The sequence below is a fragment of the Xanthomonas sp. NCPPB 2866 genome (genome assembly GCF_041475745.2).
Lineage (GTDB): Bacteria > Pseudomonadota > Gammaproteobacteria > Xanthomonadales > Xanthomonadaceae > Xanthomonas > Xanthomonas arboricola.
In genome coordinates this window covers 3,493,088-3,519,354 of record NZ_CM192975.1, presented here as the reverse complement: position 1 = coordinate 3,519,354, position 26,267 = coordinate 3,493,088, and the positions used below count along the sequence as shown (strand labels likewise).

Annotated in this window: 15 protein-coding genes; 12 read left to right on the top strand and 3 right to left on the bottom strand. The window is 68.8% G+C overall.

The genetic code is table 11. The annotated features are described in order from the left end of the window. The first annotated feature begins 89 nt into the window (after positions 1-89). Together ACCQ04_RS15025 and ACCQ04_RS15020 are read left to right on the top strand one after the other, a co-directional pair. The gene (locus ACCQ04_RS15025; RefSeq protein ID WP_226427304.1) at positions 90-2,273 is read left to right on the top strand and encodes a RelA/SpoT family protein; all 2,184 of its coding nucleotides are present in this window, start codon (positions 90-92) and stop codon (positions 2,271-2,273) included. A 203-nt stretch (positions 2,274-2,476) separates the two neighbouring features. Further along, the gene (locus ACCQ04_RS15020) at positions 2,477-3,991 is read left to right on the top strand and encodes a hypothetical protein (protein WP_226427303.1); all 1,515 of its coding nucleotides are present in this window, start codon (positions 2,477-2,479) and stop codon (positions 3,989-3,991) included. A 60-nt stretch (positions 3,992-4,051) separates the two neighbouring features. Here ACCQ04_RS15020 and ACCQ04_RS15015 read toward each other — a convergent pair whose 3' ends face one another. Then, positions 4,052-6,154 (bottom strand): glycosyltransferase, encoded by a 2,103-nt coding sequence (locus ACCQ04_RS15015; RefSeq protein ID WP_226427302.1) that lies wholly within the window; start codon positions 6,152-6,154, stop codon positions 4,052-4,054. 239 nt (positions 6,155-6,393) lie between these two features. On the opposite strand from ACCQ04_RS15015, the gene mrcB reads away from it, so the two are divergent. The 5 genes from mrcB to ACCQ04_RS14990 all read left to right on the top strand — a co-directional run bounded on the left by mrcB (position 6,394) and on the right by ACCQ04_RS14990 (position 13,299). Continuing rightward, positions 6,394-8,838, top strand: coding sequence for a penicillin-binding protein 1B (mrcB, locus tag ACCQ04_RS15010; RefSeq protein ID WP_226427301.1), 2,445 nt, complete (start codon positions 6,394-6,396; stop codon positions 8,836-8,838). Between the two features lie 13 nt (positions 8,839-8,851). After that, complete coding sequence (locus ACCQ04_RS15005; RefSeq protein WP_024940334.1) at positions 8,852-9,376, top strand: tetratricopeptide repeat protein; 525 nt, start codon at positions 8,852-8,854, stop codon at positions 9,374-9,376. A gap of 256 nt (positions 9,377-9,632) precedes the next feature. Beyond that, the gene (yoaA, locus tag ACCQ04_RS15000; protein ID WP_226427300.1) at positions 9,633-11,639 is read left to right on the top strand and encodes a DNA repair helicase YoaA; all 2,007 of its coding nucleotides are present in this window, start codon (positions 9,633-9,635) and stop codon (positions 11,637-11,639) included. 29 nt (positions 11,640-11,668) lie between these two features. Beyond that, complete coding sequence (gene tsaB / locus ACCQ04_RS14995; RefSeq protein WP_226427299.1) at positions 11,669-12,388, top strand: tRNA (adenosine(37)-N6)-threonylcarbamoyltransferase complex dimerization subunit type 1 TsaB; 720 nt, start codon at positions 11,669-11,671, stop codon at positions 12,386-12,388. Then, a complete protein-coding gene (locus ACCQ04_RS14990; protein ID WP_226427298.1) occupies positions 12,385-13,299 on the top strand; it encodes an ADP-ribosylglycohydrolase family protein in 915 nt (304 codons plus the stop codon). Before tsaB ends, ACCQ04_RS14990 begins: the two co-directional genes overlap by 4 nt. A gap of 85 nt (positions 13,300-13,384) precedes the next feature. Here the strand turns inward: ACCQ04_RS14990 and ACCQ04_RS14985 are convergent, their stop codons facing one another. After that, positions 13,385-14,260: an energy transducer TonB family protein gene (locus ACCQ04_RS14985; protein WP_226427297.1), complete on the bottom strand. Its 876-nt coding sequence runs from the start codon at positions 14,258-14,260 to the stop codon at positions 13,385-13,387. Further along, a complete protein-coding gene (gene gshB / locus ACCQ04_RS14980; RefSeq protein WP_024940329.1) occupies positions 14,257-15,207 on the bottom strand; it encodes a glutathione synthase in 951 nt (316 codons plus the stop codon). The genes ACCQ04_RS14985 and gshB overlap by 4 nt, the downstream gene beginning before the upstream one ends. A gap of 238 nt (positions 15,208-15,445) precedes the next feature. Here gshB and pilG point away from each other — a divergent pair, with 238 nt between their 5' ends. The 5 genes from pilG to ACCQ04_RS14955 all read left to right on the top strand — a co-directional run bounded on the left by pilG (position 15,446) and on the right by ACCQ04_RS14955 (position 26,263). Then, complete coding sequence (gene pilG / locus ACCQ04_RS14975; RefSeq protein ID WP_024711139.1) at positions 15,446-15,847, top strand: twitching motility response regulator PilG; 402 nt, start codon at positions 15,446-15,448, stop codon at positions 15,845-15,847. A 17-nt stretch (positions 15,848-15,864) separates the two neighbouring features. Continuing rightward, entirely contained in the window at positions 15,865-16,227 is a 363-nt protein-coding gene (locus ACCQ04_RS14970; RefSeq protein WP_024940328.1) for a response regulator, read from the top strand. Beyond that, entirely contained in the window at positions 16,227-16,757 is a 531-nt protein-coding gene (locus ACCQ04_RS14965; RefSeq protein WP_003482487.1) for a chemotaxis protein CheW, read from the top strand. Before ACCQ04_RS14970 ends, ACCQ04_RS14965 begins: the two co-directional genes overlap by 1 nt. 39 nt (positions 16,758-16,796) lie before the next feature. Continuing rightward, positions 16,797-18,833, top strand: coding sequence for a methyl-accepting chemotaxis protein (locus ACCQ04_RS14960; RefSeq protein WP_016904289.1), 2,037 nt, complete (start codon positions 16,797-16,799; stop codon positions 18,831-18,833). A gap of 113 nt (positions 18,834-18,946) precedes the next feature. Next, positions 18,947-26,263, top strand: coding sequence for an Hpt domain-containing protein (locus ACCQ04_RS14955; protein WP_226427296.1), 7,317 nt, complete (start codon positions 18,947-18,949; stop codon positions 26,261-26,263). Positions 26,264-26,267 lie beyond the last annotated feature (4 nt).

The following is a 26,267-nucleotide window of genomic DNA, read 5'->3' as shown; positions in this document are numbered from 1 at the left end:
GCGAAAGCGTGCGGGATTGCGCCGACGATGCAGCGATTGCGCGTTGTGGAGAAGGTGACGCGCACGTTACCGTAGCTGTCAGCCCCCCGTTGTTGCCCATCGCCGTGTCCACCGCTGTGACCAGTTCCTCACTCGAGCGCCTGCATGCCTTGCTGCAGCGTCCCGCCATCGCGTCGATCGCGCCAGATCTGCGTGATGCCCTGGCGCAGGCCTGGCAGCAGTTGCCGGCGCCGAGCGAGGACGTGGCCTGGACGCTGCTGGCCGACACGCTGGACGCGCTGGCGTTGCTGGCCGCCGATGAGGCCACCCTGATTGCGGCATTGCTGTTCGACCTGCCGGCGTTGCGCGGCGCGATCGCCGGCCTGCCATGGCAGCCGGCCGAGCGCCGGGTGGCGGTCGAAGGCCTGCTGGACGGGCTGGATGCGGCCGACCAGGTCTGGGCCCTGCACGCCGGTCGCGAGGCCGGGCGCAACAGCGAAGGTCTGCGGCGGCTGTTGCTGTCCATCATCCACGACCTGCGGGTGGTGCCGATCCTGCTGGCGCGGCAGTTGGCGCGCATGCGCGTGGCCGACCGCCTGAGCGAAGAGCAGCGCCGCGCACTGGCCCAGCTCACCCGCGACATCCATGCGCCGCTGGCCAACCGGCTGGGCATCTGGCAGGTGAAGTGGGAGCTGGAAGACCTGGCGTTCCGGCATCTGGAGCCGGAGACCTACCGCCGCATCGCCCGCGAAGTGGACGAAACCCGCGTGGCGCGCGAGCGCTATCTGGACGCGGTCAAGCGCACCCTGTCGACGACGCTGGCCCAGCAGGGCCTGCGCGCGGAGGTGAGCGGGCGGCCAAAGCACATCTACAGCATCTGGCGAAAGATGCAGAAGAAGCGCCTGTCCTTCGACCAGCTGTACGACATCCGCGCGGTGCGGGTGATGGTCGATGACGTGGCCGCCTGCTATGCCGCGCTGGGGGCGGTGCACTCGCTGTGGGCACCGGTGCCGAGCGAGTTCGACGATTACATCGCCCGGCCCAAGGCCAACGACTACCGCTCGCTGCATACCGCGGTGGTCGGCCCGGAAGGGCGCACGATCGAAATCCAGATCCGCACCCACGAGATGCATGCGCAGGCCGAGCTCGGCGTGGCCGCGCACTGGAAATACAAGGAAGGCGGCAAGGGCGGCGAAAAAGCCTTCGACCGCAAGATCCTGTGGATGCGCCAGTTGCTGGAGCAGGTGCAGGAAGGCGACCACGGCGAACTGGCCGGCGCGCTGGACGCCGAGCTGATCGAAGACCGCGTCTATGCACTGACCCCCAAGGGCGAGGTCATCGATCTGCCGCAAGGCGCCACGCCGCTGGATTTCGCCTATCACGTGCACACCATGGTCGGGCATCGCTGCCGCGGCGCGCGCGTCAACGACCGCATCGTGCCGCTGACCTACCGGCTGCGCAGCGGCGACCGGGTGGAGATCATGACCGCCAAGGAGGCCGACCCACGCCGCGACTGGTTGCTGGCGTCCAATGGCTTTCTGGCCAGCGGGCGCTCGCGCGACAAGGTGCGCGCGTGGTTCCACAAGCTCGACCGCGCGCGCAACGTACAGGCCGGCAAGGACCTGCTCGATCGCGAGCTCAAGCGGCTGGGCCTGCAGCACGCCGATCTGGGCGTGGCCACGCGCAAGTTCCACGCCGAGAATGTCGATGACCTCTACATCCAGGTGGCGCTGGGCGATACCGGGCCCAACCAGGTCAGCCGTGCGCTGCTGGAAGCCGAGCGGGCCGCTTCGCAGCCGGCGGTGCCGGCGCCGCCACGGCCCACCGCGCGCCGCGAGGGCTTGGGTAAATCCAAGTTCACCGTGCAGGGCGTGGGCAATCTGCTGGTGCAGCTGGCGCGCTGCTGCCAGCCGGTGGCGGGCGAGCCGATCGCCGGCTATCTGACCCGCGGCCGCGGCATCACCGTGCACCGCACCGATTGCGCGGCACTGTCGCGCCTGGCCGCAGCGCATCCGCAGCGGGTGTTGCCGGTGGAGTGGGGCCAGGCCGGCAGCGGCTACGAGGTGGATGTGCAGGTACGCGCAGTCGACCGCCGCTGGCTGCTCAAGGACATCACCAACCTGATCGCGCAGGAGGACGCGCACGTGCTGGAAATCAACAGCGACAACGTGCGCGACACCGGCAGGGCACAACTGCGCCTGCGCCTGAAGGTCAGCGACTACGACCAGCTGTCCAGCCTGCTCGGCAAACTGGATGCCTTGCCTGGGGTAAACGAGGTGCGGCGACTCGGTTGAGTGCGCCGCAGCCCGCCGGCGCCCATCGCCTTGAAACAGGCGGCACCCACGGCAAGCAAGGTGTGCCCGCCTGCCGCTTCCTGAATCCCGATTCCCGATTCCCGAATCCCGATTCCCAAGCCCACATCGTCTTCGCAGCAGACAGCTACCATGACGGGGTGAACGCGTCCCCGTCAGGTCGCGCCAAGGACGGACGCCACCGCATGCTCCCGCTTCCGCGCTGGGCAAGATCGCCTCGCCTCTGGGCACCACTGCGCAGCCGCGCGCTATGGCGCGTGGTGCTGGCGTTGTGCGCGTGTCTCTTGCTGGCCACGGTCGTGCTGCGCAAGCCGCTGGCCGATTGGCTGTGGCCGGACACGCGTATCCAGCAACTGCTGCAGCGGGGCGATGCGGCGCTGTCGCGCGGCCATCTCAGTGCGGCCGATGGCAACGGCGCGCGCGAACTGTTCGCTGCTGCGCTTGCGCTGGACAGCGATCGCGGCGAAGCCCGTGCCGGGCTGGCGCGCACCGGTGCCGCCGCCGTGGTGCAGGCGCGCGCGGCGATTGCGGCCGGGGATGCCGCTGCTGCGCAGCGCGCGCTGACGCTGGCGGGCGCGCTGGAGGTGCCGCAGGCGCAGATCGCACCGGTGGCACTGCGCCTGCGCCAGTTGCAGGCGCGTCGGGCCGGGTTGGATGCCTTGTTCGCACAGGCGGTGTCCGCGCAACAGCAAGGGCGCCTGGATGGCAGCGCGGACAGCGCGCTGCCGTTGTATCAGCGCATCCTGACCCTGGCACCGGACCGCACCGATGCGCTGGAAGGGCGCGAGGACGCCCTGACCGATCTGCTGGCGCAGGCGCGCCAGGCCCTGGCGCGCGATGCGCTGGCCGATGCGGCGATGCTGCTGGCCGCCGCCAAGCGCTACGACGCCGGGCATGCCGATGTGCCGCTGACCGAAGGCCACTATCACCGTGCGCTGGAGCAGCGCCGTCAGCGCGCGCAGGGCCTGTTGCGGCGTGGCCGGCTGGCACCGGCCGCACGCGATTTCACCGCAGTGCTGGCAGCCGAGCCGGCGGATGTGGCCGCCCAGCGTGGGCTGGAGCAGGTGGCAGGCGAATATGCCGCGCAAGCCGGCCGGCAGGCGGCAGATTTCCAGTTCGACGCCGCGCTGCAGTCGCTAGAGGAAGCCAAGACCTTGCTGCCCGGCGCCGCCGCGATTGCGCAGGCCGAGCAGGCGATTGCGCGTGCACGCGATGCCCAGCGAAGCCCCGAGACCGGGCTGTCGCGCGGTACCCGCGAGCGCCGCCTGCGCGCGCTGCTGCAACGGGTGGTAGCTGCCGAAGCGCAGCAGCAGTGGATGACGCCGCCCGGCGCCAGTGCCTACGACGCGGTGCGTGCCGCGCAGGCGCTGGCGCCGCGCGATCCACGCGTGCTGCAGGCCGCCGCACGTGTGGTGCCGGCCAGTCAGCGCTGCTTCGAGGACGAGCTGCGCAACAACCGCCTGCGTGCCGCGCGCGGCTGTCTGGATGCCTGGCAGGCGCTGACGCCCAACGGCGATGCACTGGCCGGCGCGCGTCGACGGCTTGCGCAACGCTGGGTTGCGGTGGGCAGCGAACGCCTGGGACAGGAAGACGCCGCTTTTGCACGACGCGCGCAGGACGAGGCGCACCAGCTGGATCCTGGGCTGCCGGAATTGGCCGAGTTCACGCGCCGGGTCAAGGCCGTGACCGAGCAGCGTTGACGCAGCGGTTGTCTTCGACGGCGCCACTCACAGCGCCATCCCCGAGCGCCCGGCGCACACTCACTCCGCGATAAACAGCGCGCGCACCGTGCCACGCGCCGCATCCAGCGAAAAATGCCGGGCCACGTTGTGCAACCCGTTGTCGGCCAGGCGTTGCCACAGTGCTGCATCGCGATACAGGCGCACGATCGCTGCGGCGAAGGCATCGGCGTCATCGGCCACGCAGACATCCTCGCCGTCGCGCAGATGCATGCCTTCTACCGCACAGGTGGTGCCGACCACCGGCTGCCCGTGCGCCATGCTCAGGTTGATCTTGCCTTTGACGCCGGCGCCGAAGCGCAGCGGTGCCACGGCGATGCGTGCGTTCTCCATGAACGGCAGCAGATCCGGCACATGCCCGTGCAATTGCACGCCGGGGCATTCGTCGGCCAGCAGTGTCAGCGCCTCCGGCATGTCCGCGCCGATGCAGTGGAAGACCACCTGCGGCAATTGCGCGCGCACCTGCGGAAAGATCGCGCTGATGAACCACTGCACCGCATCCACATTGGGTGGATGCCGGAAGCCGCCGACGAACACCAGGTCGTGGCGTTGCTCGAAGCGGCGGCCGCTGCCGGCCACCTCATGCAGGTTGGAGAGCAGGGCGGTGCGGATCTGCGGTGCGTCCGCCTGCAGCTGCGCCTGCTCGGCTGCCGAGACCAGCAGCGTGACATCGGTGGCGGCCATGATCTCCAGCTCGCGCAGGCGGGTGCGTTCGGCCGCGCGCAACAGGTTGGCATCGCCGGCCAGCTCGGCGCCGCGGCGCTCGCGCAGGTAATGCAGGTCGACGGTGTCGAACAGGGTGCGCGCCTGCGGGGCGTATTGCCTGAGCAGCGGCAGGCAGGCATGCGCAACGTGGTGACGCACCAGCAGCACCACCGCAAACCGCGGGCCGTGCGTGCGCAGCCAGCTGCCGATGCCGTCCAGGAACGGCGCGTACCAGACTTCCACGCCCAGTTGCTGCAGCGCCTGCGTGTGCCGTCCGGCGTGTTCGCGGCGGGTCGGCACGAACACCACGTGCGCGCCTTCTTCGCATAGCAGGCGGATCAGATTGAACTGCCGCAACGAGCCCGAGTCGCGGTCCGGTTGCGGCACGCATTCGTCCAGGATCAGCACCTGGCGTTGGCCACGATGCAGCAGCGCAGGCCCGGGGACCGTGCCGACCGGCAACTGCATTGCCAGCGCCTGCTGCCACTTGTCGGCGAACACGCCTTGGTTGCGCACCTGGTACGCCTTCACCCCGGTGCGGGTGTCGGTGCCATTGCTGGTGCCCTCGTCATGCACCACCACGCTGGCCGGCTGCACCAGCACCCGGTAGCCGGCGGCACGCACCGCAAACGCCAGATCGGTGTCTTCGTAGTACGCCGGCATGTAGCGGCGATCCAGCCCACCCAGCGTCTGCAACAGCGCGCGTGGCAGCGCGATCGCCGCGCCGGAGCAGTAGTCCATCGCACGCACATAGGCATGGCGCGGGTCGTCGGCCGATTCGAAACGGCCGTAACTCCAGGCGCTGCCGTCGGCGAACACCACGCCGCCGGATTCCTGCAGGCGTCCATCCGGGTACACCAGTTGCGCGCCGACCAGCCCGGCGCCGGGGTGCTGGGCAAATGTGTCGATCAGCCGATCCAGCCAGCCGGGTTGCGGGATGGTGTCGTTGTTGAGCAGCACCACGTAGTCGCCGCGCGCCAGGGCGATGCCGTCATTGCAGGCGGCGATGAAACCGCCATTGCTGGCGCGCCGGTGGTAGTGCAGCCCTTGCACCTGCGGCAGCTGCGCCTGCGTGGCATCGCTGCTGCCGTCGTCCACGACGATGATCTCCACCTCCAGCAGCGGCGGATGCGCCGCCAGTGCGCGCAGGCACGCCAGCGTGTGCGCGATGTGGTTGTAGACCGGAATCACCAGCGTCACGCGCGGGGTGTCGCTGTGCGGGACCGCAAACGCGGCAAACGGCGCGGCCTCCGGCAACCACAGCGGCGTGCCGAGCGCCGCCGGCGGTGCCTGCGTATGCACGCGAATGCGCTGCCAGGTGGCGCGCCAGCCGCGTGTGCGCATGCTCGCCACGCTGCGGTGAATCAGCCCAAGCACGCGATTGAACAGATAGCGTGCATCGGCCAGTGACATCGACATTCCGTTGGAACTCCAGACGTGGCGTGACGAAGAAAACCCGGCGAGCAGTCGTCAGGCGGCGAGGACGGCGCAAGGCAAGCGCAGGGGACGCAGGGTACCCGCAGATGCCGGAGACGGTCCGTGCCCGCTGACGGTGAGCGTGGCCGTTTTGTTAGCCGCTCTTAAGTCAGAGGGGCCGGCCGGCCACAACCACGACAGCGCTGCGCTAGACTCGCCGGACTCTACATTCTCGCATTCCTGTGCCCCGACGCCACGACAACGACGCTCCCGACGATTTCGAGGACGACTCCACCGAGCAAGGTTCCCGCTGGCAACGCAGGCTGATTGTCTGGGCCTTTGCGGCATTCGCGCTGGCGCTCGGTTTTCTGATTCCCTACACGGTGTATCTGAACAAGCAGGTCACCCAGCGGTTTGGCGAGCTGCGTTGGCAGATCCCGACCCGCGTGTACGGGCGGCCGTTGGTGCTGGTACCGGGCAATGCGCTGGATGCGGCCACGTTGAAGACCGAGCTGGACGCCGCCTCGTATCGTGACGACGGGCAAGCCAAGCTGGCCGGCACCTACCAGCAGGACGGCAGCCGCTTCACCATCGCCAGCCGCGGCTATATCGATGTGGATGGGCGCGTGCCTGCGCGGCGGGTGGAAGTCAGCCTCTCCGGCGGGCGCGTGGCCAGCCTGCGCGACGCCGGCGACCGCAAGGCGCTGAAGAGTGCGCGGCTGGACCCGGCGCGCATCGCCACGCTGTACGGACAGAAGCAGGAAGAGCGCCGCCTGGTGCGCATGGAAGAAGTGCCCGAGCTGCTGGTCACCGGCCTGCAGGCGGTCGAGGATCGCGACTTCAACAGCCACCACGGCATCGATCTCAGCGGCATGGTGCGTGCGGCCTGGATCATGGCGCGCTCCGGCGGCCAGGTTCGCCAGGGCGCCAGCACCCTGACCCAGCAGCTGGCGCGCAGCGGCCTGCTCGGCATCGGCAAGGAACAGACCGTCACCCGCAAGTTCAACGAAATTCTCTACGCAGTGATCATGGAGGCGCGTTACGACAAGCGCACCATCCTGGAGGCCTATCTCAACCAGGTCTATCTGGGCCAGCGCGGCGGGCAGGCGATCCACGGCGTGTCCTCGGGCGCGGAACTGTGGTTCGGCCGCGAGCTCAATTCGATGACCACCGAGCAGATCGCCTTGCTGATCGGGCTGGTCAAGGGGCCGTCCTACTACGACCCGCGGCGCAACCCGGAGCGCGCGCTGGATCGGCGCAATTTCGTGCTGGGCAAGCTGCACGAAAACAACCTGATCGATGCGGCCGAATACAAGCGCGCGCTGGCCGCACCGCTGGGCGTGCCCACCGAGCCGGGCCTGGTCGCGGCCAACCGCTTCCCGGCCTATGTGGACCTGGTGCGGCGCCAGCTGGCGCACGACTACCCGGAAGGCGTGCTGCAGGGCGCCGGCATGAGCGTGCTCACCGGCATGTCACCGTCCGCGCAGGCCTATGCCGAAGGCGCGGTGACCGGCACCATCAAGCGGCTGGACAACAAGAAGCGCCCACCGCTGCAGGCCGGCCTGGTGCTGACCGACGTGCATAACGGCGACGTGCTGGCGGTGGTCGGCAGCCGCGACGTGGCCAAGCCGGGCTTCAATCGAGCGGTCGAAGCGCAGCGGCAGGTCGGCTCGCTGCTCAAGCCGTTCGTCTACCTGCTGGCGCTGGCCTCGCCGGACCGCTGGGCGCTGTCCAGCTGGGTCGACGATGCACCGGTGACGGTGCAGCTCAGCCGCGGCAAGACCTGGTCGCCGGGCAATTCCGACAACCGCAGTCACGGCACGGTGCGGCTGATCGATGCGCTGGCGCATTCCTACAACCAGGCCACGGTGCGCGTGGGCATGCAGGTCGGCCCGGAGCGCATCGCGCAGCTGATCCAGGTACTGGCCGGCATCAAGGCCGACACCAATCCCTCGCTGATCCTCGGTGCCACCGACCAGAGCCCGTATGGCATGGCGCAGCTGTACCAGTTCCTGGCTGCCGGTGGCGAGATCCAGCCGCTGCATGCGGTGCGCGGCGTGCTCGATCCGCAGGGCAAGCTGCTCAAGCGCTACGACAAGACCCCGGCGCCGGCGCAGGAGGGCGATTCGGTGGCGGCCAACCTGATCAGCATCGCCCTGCAGCAGGTGGTCAGCGGCGGCACTGCGCGGCAGTTGCTGGGCGATGGCCTGGGCCGGTTGTCGCCGGCCGGCAAGACCGGCACCTCCAACGACGGCCGCGACAGCTGGTATGCCGGCTATACCGGCGACCACCTGGCGGTGATCTGGATGGGCAACGACCAGAACGAGCAGACCGGCCTGTACGGTGCCACCGGCGCGATGCGGGTATGGTCGAGCATCTTCGCGCGGCTGCCGAGTGCGCCGTTGAAGGTCAGCGGCAAGGGCCTGGACTGGCAGTGGGTGGACGCGGCCGGTACCGGCGTGACCGATGCCGGCTGCCCGGGCGCGCGCCAGTTCCCGTTCGTGGTCGGCTTCACGCCGGCCTACGCCCCCTGTGCCGGCAATGCACCGTCGATCGAAGGCGTGCCCGGCGATGCATCCGCGCCGGCCGAGCAATCCAGCGGTGGTGGCTGGCGTCGCTTCTTCGGTCTGGAAAAGAAGCCGGAAGACCCCGCGCCGGCACCCGCCGCGGCTGCACCTGCACGTTGACTGGAGTGACCCGATGAACCGACTGCACCGTTTGCTTGCCCTCGCTGGCGTGTCTGCCGCACTCACCGCCTGCGTCAGCGCGCCGCCTGCGCCACCGCCGGCCCCGGTCGACCCGACCACGCCGACACAGCGGCTGCTGCTGATCGAACGCGAGGCCGGCGTCGACGATACCGAGCTGTCGGTACAACCATTGCGCGACCCGCAGGTGGACGACCTGCGCGAGACCGCCAAGAGCAAGCGCCAGGCCGGCGACCTGGCCGGCGCGGCGGCGTCGCTGGATCAGGCGGTGGGCCTGGTTTCCGGCGATCCCGCCATCCTGCAGGAGCGTGCCGAAGTAGCGGTGCTGCAGGCCGACTGGCCCGCCGCCGAGCGTTTCGCCAAACAGGCCATTGAGCTGGGCTCCAAGACCGGGCCGCTGTGCCGCCGGCATTGGGCCACCATCGAGCAGTCGCGGCTGGCGCGTGGCGAGAAGGAAAACGCCGCTTCGGCCAAGTCGCAGATTGCCGGGTGCACGGTGCCCGGCGTGAAACGCTACTGAGCACGGCCAGGACGCCGGCCGCGCCTGCCGCACGACAGGCGCGGCGAGCGTGATGCGGCCTGCGTTGCTTGCGCCCATCTGCTTCGACGCGAGCCGTTCGTTCCCGCGCGCGACCGCCAGCGGCGCCACGCCGCGCATCCTGACGCGTAAACGCCGGCTGCGCGGTCAGTGCCGCCACCGGCCCGCCGGCGCAATCCAGGCAGCGGCAGCGCGCACGCGCTAGGCTGTCGCGCTTTCCGCCCCAGCTTCCGGTCCCATGTCCCAACTTGCCACTGCCAGCATCGAGGCGCTCAGCGAGGGCGGGGCGCTTGCGCGTCAGCTCGATGCGTTCGCGCCGCGTGCCGCGCAGTTGCGCCTGACCGGCGCCATTGCCGAGGCGTTCGAGGCCCGCGATGTGCTGCTGGCCGAAGCCGGCACCGGCACCGGCAAGACCTACGCCTACCTGGTGCCGGCATTGCTGTCGGGGCTGAAGACCATCGTCTCCACCGGCACGCGCGCGCTGCAGGACCAGTTGTTCCATCGCGACCTGCCGCGCGTGCGCGCCGCGCTCGGCATCGGCCTGCGCAGCGCGCTGCTGAAGGGCCGCGCGAACTATCTGTGCAAGTACCGCACCCAGCAGGCGCGCGGTGAGCCGCGTTTTGCCACGCCCGAGCAGGTCTCGCAGTTCCAGCGCATCGTGGCCTGGAGCGGGCGTACCCAGTTCGGCGACATGGCCGAGCTGGAAGCCTTGCCGGACGACTCGCCGCTGCTGCCGCTGGTGACCTCCACCGTCGACAACTGCCTGGGCACCGAATGCCCGTTCTACAGTGAGTGTTTCGTGGTGCAGGCGCGCCAGCGCGCGCAGGCGGCCGATCTGGTGGTGGTCAACCACCATCTGCTGCTGGCCGATCTGGCGCTCAAGCAGGAAGGCTTCGGCGAGATCCTGCCCGGCGCGCAGGCCTTCGTCATCGACGAAGCGCATCAGCTGCCGGAGCTGGCGGCGAACTTCTTCGGCGAGAGTTTCGGCATGCGGCCGTGGCAGGAACTGGCGCGCGACTGCATGGCCGAAGCGCGCCTGGTCGCCGGTGCGCAGGCCAGCCTGCAGGAGCCGATCCTCGCCCTGGACGAGGCTCTGCGCGGCCTGCGTGCGGGCATGGAGGGCCTGCCGTCACGCGGCACCCAATGGCGTGCGTTGGCCAAGCCGCAGGTGCGCGAGGGTTTCGATGCGGTGCTGTCGTCGCTGGCGCGGCTGGGCGAGGCCCTGCTGCCGTTGCGCGAGGCCTCGCCCGGGTTCGATGGCTGCTGTGCACGTGCGCAGGAAGCGCTGGCGCGGCTGTCGCGGTGGCTGGGCGAGGATGCGCCGGTACCGGATTTCGAGCAGGAGCTGCCGGAGACCGTCGACAACGATGTGCTGTGGTACGAGCTCAGCCCGCGCGGGTTCCGCTGCCAGCGCACGCCGCTGGATGTGTCCGGCCCGTTGCGCGAGCACCGCGAAAAATCGCATGCGGCCTGGGTGTTCACCTCGGCCACGCTGGCGGTGGGCGGCGAGTTCGACCACATCGCGCAGCGTCTGGGCCTGAGCGATCCGGTGACCTTGCTGCAGCCCAGTCCCTTCGACTGGGCGCGCCAGGCACTGTGCTACCTGCCGCCGCATCTGCCCGATCCTGCCGCACGCGGATTCGGCACGGCGCTGATCGCGGCGCTGATGCCGGTGCTGGACGCCTCCAATGGCCGCGCATTTCTGCTGTTCGCCTCGCACCGCGCGCTGCGCGAGGCGGCCGACGCATTGCGCGGCGCGCCGTGGCCGCTGTTCGTGCAGGGCGAGGCGCCGCGTGCCACCTTGCTGCAGCGTTTCCGCACTTCCGGCAACGGCGTGCTGCTGGGATCGGCCAGCTTCCGCGAGGGCGTGGACGTGGTCGGCGATGCCTTGAGCGTGGTGGTGATCGACAAGCTGCCGTTCGCCGCACCCGACGACCCGGTGGTCGAAGCGCGCCTGGATGCGATCCGCCGCGACGGCGGCAACCCGTTCCGCGACGAGCAGTTGCCGCAGGCGGTGATCGCGCTCAAGCAGGGCGTGGGTCGGCTGATCCGCAGCGAGACCGATCGTGGCGTGCTGGTGCTGTGCGACCCGCGCCTGGTGAACAAGGGCTACGGCCGCACCTTCATGCAGTCGCTGCCGCCGTTTGCGCGCACCCGCGAGATCGGCGACGTGCGCGCGTTCTTTGGCGTCGCCGAGCCGGTGGGCGACAATGGCGTGCTCGCGTTGCCGTTTGGCGACGACTGAGCTTTCTCCTTCCTGCCTGCGGTCCTGCCATGAAAGTCCTTGCGTTCGAGACCTCCACCGAAGCCTGTTCCGTCGCGCTGCACGTGGATGGCCGCGTGCTGGAGCGCTTCGAACTGGCGCCGCGTCGCCATGCCGAACTGGCGCTGCCATGGGCCGAGCAACTGCTGGCCGACGCCGGCATTGCGCGCCGCCAGCTCGACGCGATTGCGGTCGGTCGTGGCCCGGGCGCGTTCACCGGCGTGCGGCTGGCGATCGGCATTGCGCAGGGCATCGCGCTGGGCCTGGACGTGCCGGTGCTGGCGGTGTCCACGTTGCAGGTGCTGGCCCTGCGCGCGCCCGCCGAGGCGACGCAGGTGCTGGCCTGCATCGATGCGCGCATGGGCGAGGTGTATGCCGGCGTCTTCGCGCGCGCTGGCGATACGCTGCGCGAGCTGGTGCCGGAAGTGGTGTGCGCGCCGCAGGAATGCGTCGTGCCGGACACGCTGCAGCGCTTTGCCGGTGTCGGCAGCGGGTTCGCCGCTGCCGAGGCAGTGCTGCAACAACGATTTGCGACCCGGCTGAGCAGCATTGATGCCAGTGCATTGCCGCATGCCGCCGACCTGCTGACGCTGGCCGTGCCGGCGCTGCTGCGCAGTGAAGGCGTGGCGCCGGAGCGGGTGGAACCGGCCTATCTGCGCGACAACGTGGCGCTGACCCTGCTCGAGCAGCAGGCCGCACGCGCAGCCAAGGCCGCCGGCGCCGCGCCATGACCGACGACCTGCAACGCGCGCGTTTCCGCGGCTGCCTGCTGGGCCTGGCGGTGGGCGATGCGCTCGGCACCACGCTGGAATTCTGCGCGCCGGGCAGCTTCACGCCGATCGACGACATGCGCGGCGGCGGCCCGTTCGCGCTGCGCGCCGGTCAGTGGACCGACGACACCTCGATGGCCTTGTGCCTGGCGCACAGCCTGCTGTATCGGCAGGGCTTCGACGCCGCCGACCAGATGAACCGCTATTGCAACTGGTACCAGCACGGCTATCTCAGCAGCACCGGCAACTGCTTCGATATCGGCGCGACCGTGCGGCAGGCACTGGAGCGCTATCTGGATGGCGGCCCGGCCTTCAGCGGCAGCACCGATCCACGCTCGGCGGGCAATGGCTCGCTGATGCGGCTGGCGCCGGTGGCGATGTACTACGCGCACCGCCCCGACGAGCTGGGCGAGCGCGCCGCCGACAGTTCGCGTACCACGCATGCTGCCGACGAAGCGCTGGATGCCTGCCGGCTGTTCGCCTTCCAGTTGCGTGCCGCATTGCTCGGTGGCCAGCGCCAGCAGGTGTTGCAGACCCGCTGCGAAGGGCTGTCGACACCGACGCTGCGTGCGTTGTCGGTGCGCGACCATGCGGCAGTTCCCGCCGCCCGGATCCGCGGCACCGGCTATGTGGTCGATGCGCTGTCGGCGGCGCTCTGGTGCTTCGCCACCACCGACACGTTCGCCGATGCGGTGCTGCGTGCGGCCAACCTGGGCGACGATGCCGACACCACCGCGGCCATCTGCGGTCAGCTGGCCGGTGCATTCCATGGCATCGACGGGATTCCCGCCGCCTGGCGCGCGCGCGTGCAGGATGCGGACGCGATCGTCGAGCTGGCCGACCGGCTGTACGCAGCCGCGCAGGCCGCATAAAGGCCGCCCGCAACGCACTGGCCAACGCAATCCGCCGCGAAGGCATGCCGCAGAAAGACGCGTCCCTGTCGGGACGCGCCACGGCTCAACGATCGTCGTGCAGCTCGCCGCCGGGCAGGAACAGCCAGGTGCGTGTGACCTGCAGGATATCCACGTCGTCCTTGGTCCTGGGCAGTGGCGGGAACGGCTGCGCCAGCTGCACCACCCGCAGCGCTGCCGCATCCAGCGCCGGGGTGCCGCTGGAGACCAGCACGCGGCTGCTTTCCACGCTGCCGTCGCGGCGCACGCCCACGCTGATCACCACCTTGCCGCCGAGTCGGCGCCGGCGCGCCTCGTCCGGGTAATTGAGATTGCCGACGCGCTCGGCACGGTCCACCCACGCACGCAGATAGTTGGCGTAGGCGTATTCGCGGGTACTGGCCGAGACGAACTTGCGATTGGGACGCTTGGCATATTGCTCCGAGCGCAGATGCACCTCGGCGGCGAGCCGGGCCATTTCCGCGTCGCGCTGCACGCGTTGCGCATCGGTGGGCGAGGGCAGGTCGGTCTGCGGATTCGGCTGCGGGGTGGGCATGGCCTGCTCGCCGCGGCGGCTGGCCACCACGCGGGTCTGGGTCGGCTCCGGCGCCTGCAGCGTGGTCGCACGCTGCGCCTGCGGTGCCAGCCCGCTGCGGTCCTGCGGCACCACCCCGGGCTGGCTGTCGCGCGGGCGTTGCGCGGTGGCGTGATTGCCGCCGCCCTGCTGGTTGGCCTGGGCCAGGAAATCGGCCTGCCTGGGCGTCAGCGGGGTGCTGGTCTGGCTGAAGATCACATCCAGCGTCGGCACCAGCGGTGCGTCCTCGCTGACCGCAAACCCCACGCCCAGGATCAGCACGCCGTGCAGCAGCAGCGAGATCACCAGCGTCGCGGTCAGCCGGCGGCGCTCGTCCATGGGAGCCGGCAGTGCCGCGGCCGCGCTCATTGCGCCGCGCCGGCCTCGATCGCGTCGAACAGCAGCCCGGCGATGTTCAGGCCGAACTGCGCATCCAGCTCGCGCACGCAGGTGGGGCTGGTGACGTTGACCTCGGTCAGGTAATCGCCGATCACGTCCAAGCCGACGAAGCGCATGCCGCGGCGGCGCATTTCCGGGCCCACCTGCGCGGCGATCCAGCGGTCGCGCTCGGACAGCGGCCGGCCTTCGCCACGTCCGCCGGCGGCCAGGTTGCCGCGGAATTCGTCGCCCTGCGGAATCCGTGCCAGGCAGTAGTCCACCGGCTCGCCATCGACCAGCAGGATGCGCTTGTCGCCGGCACTGATGTCGGGGATGAAGCGCTGCGCCAGGGTCAGCTTGCGATTGCCGTCGGTCAGCGTCTCCAGGATCACGTTGAGGTTGGGGTCGCCGGTGCCGCTGCGGAAGATCGAACGCCCGCCCATGCCGTCCAGCGGCTTCAGCACGGCCTGGCCGTGTTCGAGCACGAACGCCTTGAGCGCGGCGGAGTCGCGGCTGACCAGGGTCGGCGGGCAGCACTGCGGAAACAGCAACGCGGCCAGTTTCTCGTTGTAGTCGCGCAGGCCCTGCGGGTCGTTGACCACCTGCGCGCCGGCGCGCTGGGCCACGCTCAGGACCTGGGTGTCGTAGACGAACTCCGCATCCACCGGCGGGTCCTTGCGCATCAGCACCACCTGGCCGGGGCCGAATTCCAGTTCGGCGAACTCGCCCAGGGTGAACCAGCCGGCCTTGTCCTCGCGCACGCTCAGGGGTGCGACCTGTGCCACCGCGCGTCCCTCGCGCAGACTGAGGCCGCCCGGACGCACATACTGCAGGCGGTGACCACGCCGCTGCGCTTCCAGCAACATGGCGAAGGTGGTGTCTTTGGCGATCTTGATGGAGGCGATGGGATCCATCACCACGACGACGTCGAGCGACATGGGGAGCTAAACCTTTAGAACAGGCTGCCGATGGTAACTTCAAGCGGTGGCGATGGCGCGCCCGGCCGGTCGTGAATGCGCGACTTGCCGCTCGGCCCGCAGCTGCACACGGTCGGAACGTCCGCCTGGCGGGCCCCCGGCAACGTACCCTTGACAGTCAATGCGGGTCTTGGGATATACATGCAGTTTCGTAGCGACGCCGGCAGGGAAGAAGCGTCGCGCGTCCGGGGATATTTGCATGACTGAAAACATTGCTGCGGGTGGGGAACTCGCAGGACTGAAGGTGATGGTGATCGATGATTCGAAGACCATTCGCCGCACCGCCGAAACGCTGCTGAAGCGGGAAGGCTGTGAAGTAGTGACAGCGACCGATGGTTTCGAGGCACTGGCCAAGATTGCCGACCAGCAACCTCAGATCATTTTTGTCGACATCATGATGCCGCGTCTGGATGGGTACCAGACATGCGCGTTGATCAAGGGCAACCAGCTCTTCAAGTCGACGCCGGTGATCATGTTGTCGTCCAAGGACGGCCTGTTCGACAAGGCACGCGGCCGCATCGTCGGCTCCGAGCAATATCTGACCAAGCCGTTCACCCGTGAAGAACTACTGAGCGCGATTCGCACGTACGTCCACGCCTGACCAGGGGGAAAGGCAACATGGCTCGAATTATATTGATCGAGGACTCGCCCACCGACAGGGCAGTCTTCAGTCAATGGCTGGAAAAAGCAGGCCATACGGTCGTCGCCACCGACAATGCCGAAGAGGGACTTGCGCTGATTCGCAGCCAGGCGCCCGATCTGGTGCTGATGGACGTGGTGCTGCCCGGCATGAGCGGTTTCCAGGCAACGCGTGCATTGGCGCGCGACCAGGCCACCAAGGACATCCCCGTGCTGCTGGTCAGCACCAAGGGCATGGAAACCGACAAGGCCTGGGGTTTGCGGCAAGGTGCCAGCGACTACATCGTCAAGCCGCCGCGCGAAGACGATCTGATCGCCCGCATCAAACAACTGGTGCGTTGATGCGTTCTCCATTCGACATTCTCGAAGACTACGAGCGTCGTAGTCTTGCGCACGCCACGCCGCTGCCGGAACGCCAGTTCTCGGCCGACATCTGGCGCGGCGTCGGCTATCGCGTCGGCACCCGGCGGCTGGTCTCGGATTTCCGCGAAGTTGCGGAAATCGTGCCGATGCCGCCGGTCACGCCGGTGCCTGGCGCACAGCCCTGGCTGCTGGGCGTGGGCAACCTGCGCGGCAACCTGTTCCCGGTGATCGATCTGAAGCAGTTCCTGGAGGGCCGGCGGACGGTGCTGCAGGAAGGCCAGCGCGTGCTGATCATGCGCCAGAGCGGCGGCGACGTCGCGCTGACCATCGACGAGCTGTACGGCCAGCGCAGCTTCGAGCAGGTCCAGGCGGTCGAACCCGGCGAGTTGGCGCAAGGCCGCTATGCCCACTTCATCGACCGTGCCTTCCGCAACGAGACGCAGGACTGGGGTGTGTTCTCCCTGGCGTTGCTGTCGCGCACTCCTGAATTCCGGCAGGCCGCGGCCTAAGCCGCGACCCCGCCACGTCATACAGATCGAGGTCGAACCATGAGTACCGCCCCGGACGCCCGCAAGACCAACAAGCTCGGCAGCGTCAGCACCAGCTTCTGGCTTGGTTTGCTGGTGTTGTCGATGATCGTGTTCGGTGCCAATACCGGCGTCGCCACCTGGCAGGGCAGTCGTCTGGCCGGTGCCGGCACCGGCGCGGCCGATCTGCAGGTGCTGTCGCAGCAGCTGGCCAACCAGGGCCGCGAAGCGGTCTCCGGCGACCCCAAGGCGTTTGCCGCGTTCAAGGAAACCAAGGCCCGCATCGACAGCACGGTCAGCGAACTGGATGGCCGCTACGGCCAGGAAGGCTCGGTTGCCAGTTCGATGGCCCAGCTCAAGGCGACCTGGGTGCCGCTGAGCAAGAACGCCGATCAGGTCATCGCCAGCGAACCGGCGGTGCTCGGTCTGTCCGGCAACGCCGAACGCTTCTCCGGCAGCGTGCCGCAGCTGCAGGCGCAGTTGAACGAAGTGGTGCGCGCGATGACGGTCAGCGGCGCGCCCGCCTCGCAGATCTACAACACGCTGCAGCAGGTCGTGGTCGCCGGCACCATGGCGCGCCGGGTGACCGAAATGCGCGCCGGTGGCGCCAATGCCGCCGCCTCCGGTGATGCGCTGGCACGCGACTCGGTGGTGTTCACGCAGATGCTCGAAGGCCTGCGCGCGGGCAACGACGAACTGGGCATCGCCGCGGTGCGCAACCCGGCCGCGTTGTCGGCGCTGGAGCAGTCGCAGGCGCAGTGGGCGACGATGAAGAAGGACGTCGACGCCATCCTGGCCAGCTCGCGCAACCTGTTCGCCGCGCAGTCCTCGGCCGCCGCGCTGACCGCCGGCTCGAACAAGATGCTGGACGACAGCAAGAAGCTGTTCGATGCGTTCTCGGCGTTCGGCTCGGTGCGCGACACGCGCCTGTTTCCGAACTTCTGGCTGGGCGTGGTGTCCGGCCTGCTGGCGCTGCTGGCGATCATCGGCTTTGTCTGGAGCTCGGTGCGGGTACGCTCGCGCGAGCAGGACGTGCGTTACCAGGCGCAGGTGGAATTCAACAGCCGCAACCAGCAGGCGATCATGCGGCTGCTGGACGAAATCAGCTCGCTCGGTGAGGGCGACCTGACCGTCAAGGCCTCGGTGACCGAGGACATGACCGGCGCGATTGCAGACGCCATCAACTACGCCGTGGATGAGCTGCGCCACCTGGTGACCACGATCAACGACACCTCGGCCAAGGTCGCCGTGTCGACCCAGGAGACCCAGGCCACCGCGATGCAGCTGGCCGACGCCGCGGGCCAGCAGGCCAACCAGATCACCACCGCCTCCGAGCGCATCAGCGAAATCGCCGCCAGCATCGAACAGGTGTCGCGCAACTCCACCGAGTCGGCCGAAGTGGCGCAGCGCTCGGTGGTGATCGCCGCCGAAGGTGCCGGCGTGGTGCGCGAGACCATCCAGGGCATGGACCAGATCCGCGACCAGATCCAGGAAACCTCCAAGCGCATCAAGCGCCTGGGCGAATCCTCGCAGGAGATCGGCTCGATCGTGGAACTGATCAACGACATTTCCGAGCAGACCAACATCCTGGCGCTCAACGCCGCGGTGCAGGCCGCCTCGGCGGGCGAGGCCGGTCGCGGTTTCGCGGTGGTGGCCGACGAAGTGCAGCGCCTGGCCGAACGCACCTCCGGCGCGACCCGGCGGATCGAAGGCCTGGTGCAGACCATTCAGGCCGATACCAACGAGGCGGTCAGCTCGATGGAGCAGACCACCTCCGAAGTGGTGTCCGGTGCACGCCTGGCCGAAGACGCCGGCACCGCGCTGACCGAAATCGAGCGCGTGTCCAACGCCTTGAACAACCTGATCAAGAACATCTCCATCGCCGCGCACCAGCAGTCGGCCGCAGCGACGGATATCACACAGACCATGGGCGTGATCCGTCAGATCACCAGCCAGACATCGCAGGGTGCGGAGCAGACGGCCGAGTCGATCGGCAACCTGGCTCAGCTCGCTGCCGATCTGCGCCGTTCGGTCGCCGACTTCAAGCTGCCGGCGTGAGCACGACGCGGAACGGGAAAGGATCAGCAGATGGCGCGTAGTAGCGTTACGTCGATGCAGGAACAGACCGGTGGCCGCCTCGGCGGTACCCCGGCCGTAGGCAGGGGGCTGCAATGAGTGCGCTTCGCGATGCGATGAGTCACGCCGCGCTGGGCTGGGTCAAGCCGGAGCTGGACGAGACGTTGCGCCAGGCGCGCAACGAGATCGAGTACTTTGCCGAAGAACCGTCCGACACCAGTCGGATGCGCTTCTGCGCCGGCTATCTGCACCAGGTGCAGGGCACCTTGCGCATGGTGGAGCTGTACGCCCCGGCGATGGTGGCCGAAGAACTCGAGCTGCTGGCCCAGGCGGTGCAGGTCGGCGAGGTGGCCGACCGCGACGAAGCCTGCGCCATGCTGATGCGCGGCACCGTGCTGCTGCCCGACTACCTGGAGCGCCTGCAGAACGGTCACCGCGACATTCCGATCGTGCTGCTGCCGCTGCTCAATGAAATCCGTGCCACGCGTGGTCAACCCGGTCTGAGCGAAAGCGTGTTGTTCGCGTTCGATCCGCAGGCCGGCGTCGCCACCGAGGCCGAGCTGGATCACGCGCGCGGCAGCCTGAGCGGGCGCAATCGCGAGTTGCTCGACACTGTCGGCAATGCGGTCAAGGAAGAATTGCTGCGCGTCAAGGACGCGCTGGACCTGCACCTGCGTACCGGCGGCGAGATCGCCGAGCTGCAGACCCAGGTCAAGGATCTCGGCAGCGTTGCCGACACCCTGGGCATGATGGGCCTGGGCGTGGCGCGCAATGTGGTCGTGCAGCAGCGCGATGCGCTGGCGCGCGTGGTCGACGGCCAGGTGCAGATGGACGAAGGCGTGCTGCTGGATATCGCCGGCGCGCTGCTGTATGTCGATGCCTCGCTGGATGACCAGGTCGCCAGCCTGGGCGCCGATGTCGGCGACGGCAATGAAGCCAGCAACAGCGCCACCTCCTCGGAAGTGCGGCGCACGGTGGACGTGCTGGCGCAGGAGGCGATCGCCAATTTCGGTGCGGCGCGCGAGCATTTCGTCGCCTTCATCGAGACCAACTGGGACCACGCCCGCCTGGCCGACGTGCCGCATCTGCTCGGCGAAGTCGGCGGGGCGCTGCGCATCCTCGAGCTGCCGCAGGCGGCCGATTACCTGGAAGGCGTGCGCCGCTATGTCGATCTGGAACTGATCGGCAAGCAGCGCGTGCCCAGCGGGCGCCAGCTGGACACCCTGGCCGATGCGATGGCCAGCCTGGAGTACTACCTGGAAGCCCTGCGCGAGCGCCGTCCCGGCCGCGAAGAAATCCTGGACATCACCCGCAACAGCCTGGAAACGCTGCGCTACTGGCCGCTGCCCTCGGGCCAGCCGTCCGACCTGCCGGTCGGTGCCGACCAGCCGGGCAGCGTGGCCGAGCAGCTCGCCGCATCGCTCGCGCAGCAGGCCGCTGCCCCGGCGCTGGCGGCCAACGACGCTGCGCCGACGCCGTCGCTGGAATGGGCCAACGAAACCGTGGTCGAGGCGCCGTTTGCCGCCAGCGTGGTGCACGACACCGGCGCTGCCGCTACCGACACGGTGTTTTCGTTCGACCCGGTCGCCGCCGAGGAAACCGTCTCCGGCCAGGCGCACGTGCCGTTTACGGTTGCGCCGCTGGACCTGTCCGACGATGGCGCGCAGGCGCCCGGCGACTGGCAGCTGGAAACCACCGAGCACGCCGCACCGATCGCCACCTCGGTGTTCGACCCGGTGTTGGCCGAGCAGGACGGCAGCGTGTCGGCCGATGCCGCGCAGGTCAGCTACACCGTGGATCTGAGTGCGCTGGAGCAGGACGACAGCGCCACGCCGGCGGTTGCCGAACCGACGCCGCTGCAGATCGAGCAGATCGAGTTGCCGGGCGATGCCGACCAGACCGAGGCACCGCTGGACTTCATCGCGCAGGCCCAGACCGGCCGCGCGCAGACCAGCATCGAGGATGCGTTCTCGCCGCCGCCGCTGCCACCCGTGGCGCCGCAAGAGCTGGACGACCCGTTCGTCGACTCCGCGCCCGAACCGCAGCCAGCCCCGGCCGACGACGCCGCCGAGCAGAGCGCACCGCGCGTGCAGCAGGCGGTGGTCAGCGAGTTCGAACTGGACGCCGCATCGACGGCGTTTTTGGCCCAGCTCGACGCGGCCGCCGCGCAGTTCGATGTGCAGCGTCCGCAGGTACAGCACACGACCGATGCCGACAGTCAGACTGCGAAGGCAGCGCCCGAGCCGGCAGCGAGCGAACCGGCCCAGGCCAGTGCCGATGCCGGCATCTTCGGCGGCTTTGGCGACAGCGATATCGACGACGACATCCGCGACGTATTCCTGGAGGAATTCGACGAAGAGCTGGTCAATCTGGGTCAGCTGCTGCCGGTCTGGCGTGCCGCGCCACACAGCCAGGACAACCTGCGCCCGATCCGCCGCGTCTTCCACACCTTGAAGGGCAGCGGTCGCCTGGTCGGCGCGCAGGTGCTCGGCGAGTTCAGCTGGAAGATCGAGAGCATGCTCAACCGCGTGCTCGACAACTCGCGGCCGGCCAGCCCGGCGGTGGTGGCGATGGTCGAACTGGCCTACGAAGTGCTGCCGCAGTTCAACGCCGCATTGCGCGACCAGGGCCGCATCAGCGCCGATCTGCCGGACATCCAGGCAGTTGCCGAGCGTGTGGCCGCGGGCGAAGAAGTCTATTACGTGGCCGCGCCGGCAACGCCGGTGGCTGCGGATGTCGCCTTCATTCCGGCAGCGGCAGGCGTGTTCGCGGCGACCGGTGGCACACCGGCCTCGGTGGACAGCGTGCTGCGCGAGATCCTGGAAGCCGAAGTCGCCACCCACCTGGAAACCGTCAACGCGTGGCTGCAGGCCAACCAGGCCGAGCCGCAGCTGGCGAGCGAAGAATTGCTGCGCGCGGTGCACACCATGAGTGGCGCGTTTGCGATGACCGACGTGCCGGAAATCACACTGGTGACCACGCCGGCCGAGAGCTACGTCAAGCGTCTGCTTGCCGCGTCGCTGCTCCCCTCGCAGGAGGGCATCGACGCCATTGCCGCAACGGCGTCGGCAATCGCCACCACCGTGACCGCCTTGCGCGCCGATGCGCCGTTGATTCCGTCGTTTGCGCCGTTGAGCGAACGCCTGCGCGCGCTGGTGGAGACGCTGCCGGAAGCGCAGTGGCCACCGCAGGCGTTCCTGGACGAGCTGGAAGATCTGGATGCGCCGGGCGAGATGGCGGTCAGCAGCGAGTCGGCGGTCGAGCTGACCGGCGCGCAGGATCTGTCGCAGTATCTGGACGCCAGCGCGCTGCCGTCGGATACGAGCGATCACAGCGCGCCCGTGCATGCCGCCGATGACGCAGCGGATGCCGATGCGCACGCCGATGCCGACGCAGCGATCGCGGTGGACGAGCTGGCCGAGGCCGAGGCCGAAGACACCTCGTCGCTTGCGCTGGACGCACCGGCACCGCATGAACAGACGCAGACGGCTGACCTTGCTGCGCTGGAGCAGGAGCAGATTGCTGATTCGGTCGAGACTGCGCAGGCCCCGGCCGGGGATGCAGTCGCCTCCGATGCGGGAGCGGAGCAGGTCGCCGAGGCGTCGCATGGCGATGCTGCCCAGCACCAGCACCAGCACCAGCACGAAGCCGAGGCTGAGTCGCCTGGCGTCGATGGGCACGACACCCCGGCCGATGAGCCGGTGGTCGACGCCAATGCCTGGGATGCGACCGGATTGCAGCAGGCTGGCCATGTCGATGCGGCATCGCATGAGCACGCAGGCGACGTGCCGGAAGCTGGCGAGCACGTGGCAGTGGACGAGTTGTCCGACGCGGAAGCCGCGTTGGGCGATGCGCAGACGCTCGCCGCACCCGAAGCCGGGGAGCTTGCTGCCGAGCGTGCAGACGCCGAGCAGCAGTCGCCGGGCGAGCATGCTGCTGAGCACGAGAAGCTCGAGCAGCGCGAGGGCCACGCAAGCGCGCAGAATGCCGACGCGGCACTGAGCGATGACGCGGCGTCCACGGACGAAGCGCCTGTCGAGACCATCGAGGCATTGGAAGCGGTGCATGCGCAGGCCCCGCTGGCCGACCACACGCAAGCGGCGACCACCGAAGACTGGACGCAGGACAGCGCGGCGCTGGCCGGTGAGTCGACCGAGCAGCGCGACCACGTGTCCACTCCGCACGACGAGGCTATCGGTGCGTACGCGCAGCCGCCTGCCGACGAGGCAGTGCAGCACGGCGATGCCGGGCTGCCGCAGGATGCCGACGCGCAGCTTGGCGACCAGCTGCAGTTGGAAGACACCACGCAGTTGGGCCAGCATCCGTCTTCCGAAGAACATGCTCGGTCGGGCGAGCAGGAGCACCCGCAGGAACCTGTGCATGCGGACGAGGCTGCGCAATCGGAAGCGCATGTCGAGTCGGGCGAGCAGGAACACCCGGACGCGCACGCGCATGCCGACGAAGTCGAGCACGTTGCGGAAGCCGAGCACGCTGCAGAAGCAGAGCAGACTCCAGCAGCAGAGCAGGCTGAAGCAGAGCAGGCGACAGAGACACAACAGACTGCAGAGGTGGAACAGCCCGCAGACGCAGACCACGCTGCAGACGCACAGCAGGCTGCCGAAGCGCTACCCGAACACACCATCGAGTCGGTGCAGGCCTTCGAGATGGCGCAGGTGGCCGATCAGGTCGAAGAGACCGGCGATCCGCAGTCAGAAAGTGCGCCGGAGCTGCATTCGGACGTCGTTGCTGACGCCGAGGCGGACACCCATGCCGATGCCGAGGTCAACGCGCAGCATCCAGACGCAGACGCAGACGCAGACGCAGATGCAGATGCAGATGCAGACCAGACGCTCGAGGCTATCAGCGCAACGGATGCTGTCGAGCATCCCGAGCAAGTCGAACACACCGAACAAGTCGAGTATCCCGAGCACGCCGAACAGGTCGGACACACAGAGCAAGTCGAATCTACCGGCTCCGCAAGCGAACACGAAGACGTCGCAGCCGTGGCCTTCAGCGCGCCGGTGGAAGACGCTGCGGCGGGCGATAGCGCCGCCAACGACGTGGGCGCAGCCTTCGATACCGGCCCGCTCAATTTCGACCAGCTCGATGGTGAACTGGTCGACATCTTCGTCGAGGAAGGCCGCGACCTGCTCGACCATTGCGATGGTCTGATCGCCCGCATGCGCGAGGTGCCGGAAGACCGCGAGGTCCTCAACGGACTGCAGCGCGACCTGCACACGCTCAAGGGCGGCGCGCGCATGGCCGGCATCAACGCCATCGGCGACCTCGGCCATGCGATCGAATCGCTGCTCGAAGCGGTGGCGGCCAACCGGACCGACATCGACCGCGATGACGTGCGCCTGTTCGAGCGCGGCTTCGACCGCCTGCATCAGCTGTTGACCCGCACCGGCATGCACCGCGCCGTGGCGATGCCGACCGACCTGGTGGAAGCCTTCGAAACCCGTACCCGTGGCCGCAATGCCGCAGAGCCCAGCGACGCCGATGTGCGTGCGATCGCCAAGGCGTCGGTGGAACCGGCACCGCTGTCGGCGCCCATCCCGGTCGACGGCCAGGTCGAGGAAGAACTGCTGCCGCGCGCGCAGCAGGAACAGGTGCGCGTGCGTGCCGACCTGCTCGACCGCCTGGTCAATCACGCCGGCGAAGTGGCGATCTACCGCTCGCGCCTGGAACAGCAGATGGGCGCCTTCCGCGGCGCCATGGGCGAACTGGATCGCACCAACGCCCGTCTGCGCGACCAGTTGCGTCGTCTGGATCTGGAAACCGAAGCGCAGATCGTGGCGCGTTATCAGCGCGAGCAGGATCAGGGCGATCGCACCTTCGATCCGCTGGAACTGGACCGCTTCTCCACCCTGCAGCAGCTCAGCCGCGCGCTGAACGAATCGGCCGCCGACTTGGGCGGCTTGCAGGGCGTGCTGGAAGATCTCTCGCGCCAATACGACGGCCTGCTGCAACAGCAGTCGCGCGTCAGCTCCGAGCTGCAGGACGGCCTGATGCGTGCGCGCATGGTGCCGTTCGACGGCCTGGTGCCGCGTCTGCGCCGTGTGGTCCGCCAGGCCGCCACCGATACCGGCAAGCAGGTGCACCTGCTGCTGGAAGGTACCCAGGGCGAGCTCGATCGCAACGTGCTTGATCGCATGGTCGCGCCGCTGGAACACATGCTGCGCAACTCGGTGGCACATGGCCTGGAAGCGCCGGAGCAACGGCGCGACGCGGGCAAGCCGGAAGAGGGCAGCATCGCGATCCGTCTGCGCCGCGAAGGCTCGGAAATCGTGCTGGAAGTGGCCGACGACGGCGCCGGGCTGGACCGCGAGGCGATCCGTCGCCGCGGCGAGCAGCGCGGCCTGATCGAACCCGGCCAGGAGCTCAGCGAGGCCGAACTGGATGGGCTGATCTTCGCCTCCGGTTTCAGCACCTCCGAGCAGGTCAGCCAGCTGGCCGGCCGTGGCGTGGGCATGGACGTGGTCCGCAACGAAGTGCGTCAGCTCGGCGGCTCGGTGGACATCCACTCGGTGCGCGGCCAGGGCGTCACCTTCACCCTGCGCCTGCCACAGACGCTGGCGGTCACCCAGGCGGTGTTCGTGCGCATCGGCGACACCACCTTCGCGGTGCCGGTGGCGTCGGTCAGTGGTATCGGCCGCATCTCGCGCAGCCGCTACGAGTCGGGCGAGGGCGGCTACCACTACGCCGGCGAGGAGTACGTGCTGCACGATCTCGGCTCGCTGGTCGGCCAGGCCGCCGCGCGTGCCGATGGTCAGGCACAGGTGCCGTTGCTGCTGGTGCGTGCGGGCGACCTGCGCGCGGCGGTGGCGATCGATCAGGTGCTGGGCAACCGCGAAATCGTGGTCAAGCCGGTGGGCCTGCAGATCGCTTCGGTGCCGGGTATCTACGGCGCCACCATCACCGGCGATGGCCGCGTGGTGGTGATCCTGGACGTGGCCCCGCTGGTGCGCCGCTATCTCAGCCAGCCGGCGCGTCCGGCGCCGGAAACCCCGGCCGAATCGCAGCGCCAAGTGCCGTTGGTGATGGTGGTGGACGATTCGCTGACCATGCGCAAGGTCACCAGCCGCGTGCTGGAACGCCACAACCTGGATGTCACCACCGCACGCGATGGTGTCGAGGCACTGGAACTGCTGCAGGAGCGCGTGCCCGACCTGATGCTGCTGGACATCGAAATGCCGCGCATGGACGGCTACGAGCTGGCGACCGCGATGCGTGCCGACCCGCGCTTCAAGGCGGTGCCGATCGTGATGATCACCTCGCGCAGCGGCGAGAAGCATCGCCAGCGCGCCTTCGAGATCGGCGTGCAACGTTACCTGGGCAAGCCTTACCAAGAGTTGGATCTGATGCGAAACGTGTATGACCTGCTGGGGATCGCCCGTGTCCGAGAATAATGGC